Source organism: Dietzia sp. KRD202, assembly GCF_017168155.1.
Taxonomy (GTDB): domain Bacteria; phylum Actinomycetota; class Actinomycetes; order Mycobacteriales; family Mycobacteriaceae; genus Dietzia; species Dietzia kunjamensis.
Genome location: NZ_JABFAN010000007.1, coordinates 124,838 through 131,605 on the forward strand (window position 1 = coordinate 124,838; position 6,768 = coordinate 131,605).

A 6,768-nucleotide genomic window follows, 5' to 3' on the forward strand; every position below is an offset into this window, starting at 1 on the left:
CGGGTCAGCGGTCGGCGACGGTCTCGGGATCGGCGGCCGAGGGCTTGTGGGTGCGGACGGCCTCGCGCAGGCGCGCCATGCCGTCGATCCCGTGCTGGCCGTCGATGGACTGGATGGCCCAGATCCCCGCGTGCTCGTAGGCCGGGAGTTCGAGCCGGGGCCAGTAGCTGGACCGAGGGAACGTCAGCCCGACGACGTCGTCCCAGCCCCAGGTCCGGACGCGCAGCGGCCCGCGGAGCTCGACGCCCTGCTGCCCGACCCGGACGCGGATCCGCAGGAGGGTCAGCAGCACCCCGGCGAAGATGAACCCGATCACCACGAAGGCGAACTGGTCGGCGATCCCGATGGTGACCCCGGTGTCACCGCGGACGAGGATGACCGCCCACACCACGTGGACGATGACGATGAGCACCGCCACGGCGATCGCGGTGGTGCGCATCCGACGGGGCCGGTGCTCGAACTCCCAGCTCTCGTTCATCGACCGGTCCTCAGGTCGCGCAGGGCGATGGCGGCGCCGAGCACGGCGGCGACGGCCTCGCCCCCCTTGTCCTCGGCGGCGCCCTCGTGGCCGTCGCGGTCGCGGGCCTGGTCCTCGTTCTCGGTGGTGAGCACCCCGTGGGCGACGGGGGTGGCCTCGTCAAGGGCGATGCGGGTGAGGCCGTCGGTCACCGAGCGACAGACGTAGTCGAAGTGCGGGGTCGCACCGCGGATCACCACGCCGAGCGCGACGACCGCGTCATGGGTCCGTGCGAGTTCCTGGGCCACCACCGGCAGCTCCACGGCCCCGGTCACGCGGGCCAGGGTCACCACCGCGCCGGAGGCCTCGGCGACGGCCAGGGCCCGGTCCACCAGTCGGGTGCAGATCTCCTGGTGCCAGGTGGAGGCCACCACCCCGAGCCGCAGCCCGCGGGCGTCGGGGATCACCATCTCCGGTCTACCGCTACCGCTCATCGCTGATCCTCTCCGTCCACGTCGGCGCCGGCCGGGCCGGCGGGTCCCTCGTCGAGCCCCTCGAGCAGGTGGCCCATCCGGTCGCGCTTGGTGCGCAGGTACCGCAGGTTCTCGGGCGTGACCGCCGTCGGCATGGGCACCCGGGCCACCACCTCCACGCCACCGGCGCGCAGGGCGTCGGCCTTGGCGGGGTTGTTGGTCATCAGTCGTACCCGGGTCACTCCGAGGTCGCGCAGCATCTGTGCGGCCAGGCTGAAGTCGCGGGCGTCGGCGGGCAGGCCCAGGTCGAGATTGGCGTCGACGGTGTCGCGTCCGGAGTCCTGCAGTTGGTAGGCGCGCAGTTTCTGCACCAGGCCGATCCCCCGGCCCTCGTGCCCACGCATGTACAGCACGACCCCGCGCCCCTCCTCGCACACCGCGGCGACCGCGGCGTCGAGCTGGGGGCCGCAGTCACAGCGCAGCGAGTGGAACACGTCGCCGGTCAGGCACTCGGAGTGGATGCGGACGGAGACCGGGTCGTCCCCCGAGATGTCGCCGGCCACCATGGCCACGTGTTCGACTCCCTGGAGGGTGTCGCGGTACCCGTGGGCGGTCATGGTCCCGGCCGGCGTGGGGATCCGGGCGGCGACCTCGTGCACCACCTGCACCTCGTTCGCGCGGCGCCACGCCTGGAGCGCCTCGATGGTGATCATCGCCAGCCCGTGCTCGTCGGCGAACCGCCGGAGCTCGGGGGTGCGCGCCATGGTCGTGGGGTCGTCCTCGGAGACGATCTCGCAGATGACGCCCGCCGGGCGCAGACCGGCCAACCGGGCGAGGTCGACGGCGGACTCGGTGTGGCCGGGCCGGGTGAGCACGCCGCCGGGCCGGGCGCGCAGGGGCACCACGTGGCCGGGCCGGGTGAAGTCGCCGGGCACGGTGTCGTCGGCGGCGAGCAGCCTCGCGGTGCGGGCGCGGTCGGCGGCCGAGATGCCGGTGGAGACCCCGGTGCGCGCGTCGACCGTCACGGTGTACGCGGTGTCGTGGCGGTCCTCGTTGATGGCGCGCATGGGCGGCAGGTCCAGCCGGAGGCAGTCCTCCGCCTCGAGCGCGACGCACACGTAACCGGAGGAGTACCGCACGAGGAAGCCCATCAGCTCGGGCGTCGCGAGTTCGGCGGCGAAGATCAGGTCGCCCTCGTTCTCGCGGTCCTCACTGTCCACCACCACGACGGCCCGTCCCGCCGCGATGTCGGCGATGGCTCGCTCGATGCCGTCAAAGGTGGTCACTGCTGCGGGTTCTCCTAGGTCTGGCGGGCCCGGGCGGAGGCCGCGGGCGCGGGTTCAAGTATGGCGCATCGGGTCAGTGGGACCCCCCACCGCGTCCGCCCAGCAGCCGCTCGACGTACTTGGCCAGCACGTCGACCTCCAGGTTGACGGGGTCGCCCGCGCCCAGTCCCCCGAGGATCGTGTCGGCGAGCGTCGTGGGGATGAGGGACACCTCGAACCACGGCTCCGGCTCGTCCGCGGCACTGACCGCCGAGACCGTCAGCGAGGTTCCGGAGACGGTGATCGACCCCTTTTCGACCACGTACCGGGCGAGGTCACCGGGCAGCGAGATGCGCACGACGTGCCAGTGCTCGTGCTCGTCGCGGCTGATCACGTGGCCTGTGCCGTCGACGTGGCCCTGGACGATGTGACCGCCGAACCGGGCGTCCGCGCGCATGGCGCGTTCCAGGTTGACGGGGTCGCCCGGTGACAGTGCACCGAGCGCGGTCCGGTCGAGCGACTCGGCCATCACGTCCACGTCGAAGTACTCCCCCGGCTCCCAGCCGGTGACGGTCAGGCACACCCCGTTGACGGCGATCGAGTCACCGTGGTGGGCGTCCGAGGTGACCAGGGGCCCCCGTATGCGCAGGCGCGCGGAGTCGCCGGTCGTCTCGACCGAGTCGAGGGTTCCGAGCTCCTCCACGATTCCGGTGAACATCAGCGGGGTCCTCTCGTCGGTGCGGTCGGTGCGGTCGGTGTGGTCAGTGAGTCCGATGCGGCCGGTGTGGGCGCGGTGGCGGGTCGTGTCAAGCGCAGGTGGACGTCGTCGCCGAGGACGGTGGTCCCTCGGATCCGGAAACCGTGGGCGGCCGCGAGCGTGTCCACCCCGGCTCCGGAGACCGCCGGCCGCCCGGCGCCGAGCACCAGGGGCGCGAGGTACGCGTCGATCTCGTCGACGAGTCCGGCGGCGAGGAACGCCCCCGCCAGCCTGGGGCCGCCCTCGACGAGGACGTGGGAGACCTCGCCGAGAAGTCCCAGCGCCTCGGCGGGATCGCGGGTGGCCAGGTGTCGGAACCGGCCGTCGGTGCCGCGCACCGTCGCGTCCGCGGGCACGGGGCTCAGCCCCATCACCGCCCGGAGGGGCTGGCGGGGGGCGGGCCGGCCGTCGTCGGTGCGGGCGGTCAGCGCGGGGTCGTCGGCGCGCAACGTTCCGGTGCCGACGACGAGGGCGTCGATCTCCTGCCGTCTGGCGTGGGCGTGGCGGCGCGAAACCGGCCCGGTGATCCACTTGCTCGACCCGTCCGCGGCCGCGACCCTGCCGTCCAGGCTCGCCGCGTACTTCCAGGTGACGAGAGGTCGGCCGTGGTCCTGACGGTGGAGCCACGCCCTCAGCGGGCCGCTGCGGGCGGCGCCCACCTCGTCGTCGTCGGCTCGTGCCACCTCGACCCCCTCCCGCCGCAGGGTCCCGGCTCCGCCGGAGGCCACCGGATTGGGGTCGGACACCGCGTAGACCACGCGGGCGAGCCCGGCGTCGACGATGCGGGCGGAGCACGGTCCGGTGCGCCCGTGGTGGTCACACGGCTCGAGGGTGACCACGATCGTCCCCCCGCGCGCGCGGTCCCCGGCGGAGTCCAGCGCCACCACCTCGGCGTGCCGTCCGCCCGGGGCCTCGGTCGCGCCGATGCCCACGACCTCACCGGCCGCGTCGAGGACCACCGCACCGACCGGCGGGTTGGGGGTGCACACCCCCAGCGCGGAGGCGGACACGGCGATCGCCCGGGCCAGGGCGTCCCGCTCGCGACGACGGACGGCGGGGTCGGCCCCGCCCGTCGCTGACACCCCGGGCCCGTTCGGCACCCCGGGCCCGCTCCGCACCCCGGGCCCGTTCGGACCCTGTGGCACGTCCGGCACGTCCGGCACCGTCACGCCCGCGCGGCGAGGGCCCCGGAGCGCAGGGTCCCGATCATCGCGTCGGGATCCGGGGCACCGTAGACGGCCGAACCGGCCACGAACACGTCGCACCCCGCCGCCGCGCACTCGGCGATCGTCCCCGCGTCGATGCCACCGTCGATCTGGATGTGCACGTCGAGGCCACGGCGGTCTATCTCGGCGCGCAGCGTGCGGACCTTGTCCAACACCCCGGGCATGAACTTCTGGCCGCCGAAGCCTGGCTCGACACTCATCACCAGGACCAGGTCCACGTGGTCGAGCAGGTCGAGGTACGGCTCGACGGCGGTCCCGGGCTTGATGGAGATACCCGCCTTGCACCCCTTGGCGTGCAGCAGGTCGGCGACGGCCTTCGGGTCGTCGGTGGCCTCCACGTGGAAGGTGACGTTGAACGCGCCGGCGTCCACGTAGTCACCGACCCAGCGCGCCGGGTCGGTGATCATGAGATGGCAGTCCATCGGCTTGTCCGTGACCTTCCCGACCGCCTTCGCGACCGGCGCACCGAAGGACAGGTTGGGAACGAAGTGACCGTCCATGACGTCCACGTGGATCCAGTCGGCGGACGGGATGCGCTCGATCTCGCGGTCCAGACGGGCGAAGTCGGCGGACAGGATCGACGGCGCGATGAGCGGCTGGTACGACATGACGACCAGTCTAGGCGGGCCCGTCCGGGCTGCTCCGCCGACATGGGACGGCGGCCCACGGACCGGTCAGTCGACGGAGCCGGTGACCGAGGTCAGGAACTCGAGCTGGTCGGCGACGATGCGTTCGAAGTGCGGCTCGACGTAGGGGTCGAAGTGTTCGCACGGGTACTCCAGGTACAGGCCGCCCGGAATCCGCTCCGCGGCCCGACGCGCGGTCGCCGCGGGGGTGATGGCGTCCTCCGTCGCGATCTGCACCAGCGTCGGGCAGGTGATCCGCCGCGTGTGCCGCATCGGCGAGTAGAAGCCGATCCGTGCCAGGATCCGTGCCGCGACGTCGTCGCGGAATTCACTGCGGAATAGCCCCGAGTCGGCCGCGAGCCGATCCACCGCGGGATCGGCGTCCGGACTCGTCATGACCGCCGTGTCCCCCGGTCGCCCGACCAGAGGGACGTACCGCGGTTCCCGGCGCCGGAGCGAGCGCCACAGGTCGTCGAGGATGGCCGGGCCGAGTCGGAGCGCCGCGGCGAGCCCCGTCGCCCGGACCGCGGCCGGACCGCTCACGTGGGGGACCTGGGCGATGACTCCCGCCAGCCGCTCCCCCGTGCCGGCGAGGGTGAGGACGTGACCTCCAGAGAACGACGTGCCCCACGCGATGACGCGATCCGGATCGACGCCGGGCAGCGACCGGGTGAAGGCCAGCGCGGACCGCCAGTCGTCGAGTTGGCGGCCGATGTCGAGGAGTTGCCGGGGTTGTCCGTCGCTGGCGCCGAAATGCCGGTAGTCGAAGACCACCACGACGAAGCCCGCGTCCCGGAATCGCTCGGCGTACGCGGGTAGGCGCAGGTCCCGGATGCACCCGAAGCCGTGTGCCATGACGATGGCAGGTGCCGGGCTCGCAGGGCCGTCCGACGGCGCGTCCGGGCGATAGACCCAGGCCGAGCACCGAACCCCGTGCGAGCTGAACTGCGCATCCTCACGCATCGTGACCCCGTCGTAGTGCCGCCATGAACATCGCGTCTGTGCCGTGCCGGTGCGGCCACAGCTGCACCCACGGGCCGTCGCCCAGTCCGTCGACCGGACGGCCGACCACCTCCGCGAGGATGTCACGCACGTCGAGGAGTTCGACGTCGTCACGCCGGGCGGCTTCGCGGATGACCGACACTGTCTCCGAGAGGTGGGGCGAGCAGGTCGCGTACAGCACCACCCCGCCCGGTCGGACCAGACGCAGGGCCGACTCGAGGAGTTCGCGCTGGAGCGTGACCAGGCCCGGGATGTCGGCGGCGGTCTTGCGCCACCGCGCCTCGGGACGACGGCGGAGTGCGCCGAGGCCGGAACACGGGGCGTCGAGTAATACCCGGTCGAACCCCGGCTCCAGACCCGGGTCGCGTCCGTCTGCCGTGTGCACGGTCACCGGCAGGTCCTTGGTCGCGCCGCGGACCAGGTCGGCGCGGTGCTCGGAGATCTCCACCCCGGTGAGCGTCGCCTGCTCGATCTCCGCCAGCGCGCCCAGCAGGACCGCCTTACCGCCGGGCCCCGCGGCGAGATCGAGCCACCTCCCGGAGTCCGGACCGGTCAGGGGGGCGCGGGCGGCGGCCAGCGCCACGAGCTGGCTGCCCTCGTCCTGGACCGCCGCGAGCCCTTCTCGTACGGCGTCGAGCGTTCCGGGGTCCCCGGAGTCCAGGTGGACCGCGTACGGGGACAGCTCACCCTCCGTACCGCCGGTGATCAGTGCCAGTTCCTCGCCCGTGATTGCACCGGGGCGGGCGGCCAGGTGGACCTTCGGCCGGGCGTCGTCGGCGGCGAGCAACTCGGGAAGCTCTCCGGCGGCGGCGCCGAGCGAGTCCGCGAACGCTCGGGCGATCCACTCCGGGTGCGCGGTGCCGATGGCCATCCGGGCCACGGGGTCGGTCACACCGTCGCGCAGCGCGTCGACCCAGGAGTCGAGGTCGCGGGCGGCGACCTTGCGGAGGACCGCGTTGACG

At 73.1% G+C, this 6,768-nt stretch carries 8 protein-coding genes; all 8 read right to left on the reverse strand.

All coding sequences use genetic code 11. The features are described 5' to 3' along the window. Nucleotides 1-4 precede the first annotated feature (4 nt). Entirely contained in the window at nucleotides 5-478 is a 474-nt protein-coding gene (locus J1M64_RS05465; protein WP_206473314.1) for a PH domain-containing protein, read from the reverse strand. Beyond that, nucleotides 475-951 (reverse strand): 6,7-dimethyl-8-ribityllumazine synthase, encoded by a 477-nt coding sequence (gene ribH / locus J1M64_RS05470; protein ID WP_206473316.1) that lies wholly within the window; start codon nucleotides 949-951, stop codon nucleotides 475-477. The genes J1M64_RS05465 and ribH overlap by 4 nt, the downstream gene beginning before the upstream one ends. Continuing rightward, complete coding sequence (locus J1M64_RS05475; RefSeq protein ID WP_206473318.1) at nucleotides 948-2,216, reverse strand: bifunctional 3,4-dihydroxy-2-butanone-4-phosphate synthase/GTP cyclohydrolase II; 1,269 nt, start codon at nucleotides 2,214-2,216, stop codon at nucleotides 948-950. The genes ribH and J1M64_RS05475 overlap by 4 nt, the downstream gene beginning before the upstream one ends. A gap of 73 nt (nucleotides 2,217-2,289) precedes the next feature. Next, complete coding sequence (locus tag J1M64_RS05480; protein ID WP_069388786.1) at nucleotides 2,290-2,913, reverse strand: riboflavin synthase; 624 nt, start codon at nucleotides 2,911-2,913, stop codon at nucleotides 2,290-2,292. Further along, a complete protein-coding gene (gene ribD / locus J1M64_RS05485) occupies nucleotides 2,913-4,034 on the reverse strand; it encodes a bifunctional diaminohydroxyphosphoribosylaminopyrimidine deaminase/5-amino-6-(5-phosphoribosylamino)uracil reductase RibD (protein WP_206473320.1) in 1,122 nt (373 codons plus the stop codon). Before ribD ends, J1M64_RS05480 begins: the two co-directional genes overlap by 1 nt. Nucleotides 4,035-4,117: 83 nt before the next feature. Next, entirely contained in the window at nucleotides 4,118-4,786 is a 669-nt protein-coding gene (gene rpe, locus J1M64_RS05490; RefSeq protein ID WP_206473322.1) for a ribulose-phosphate 3-epimerase, read from the reverse strand. Between the two features lie 66 nt (nucleotides 4,787-4,852). After that, nucleotides 4,853-5,767: an alpha/beta hydrolase gene (locus J1M64_RS05495; RefSeq protein WP_206473324.1), complete on the reverse strand. Its 915-nt coding sequence runs from the start codon at nucleotides 5,765-5,767 to the stop codon at nucleotides 4,853-4,855. Continuing rightward, nucleotides 5,760-6,768, reverse strand: a 1,009-nt coding sequence (locus J1M64_RS05500) for an RsmB/NOP family class I SAM-dependent RNA methyltransferase (RefSeq protein WP_206473325.1), incomplete at its 5' end; no start/stop codon positions are given. The genes J1M64_RS05500 and J1M64_RS05495, both read right to left, overlap by 8 nt.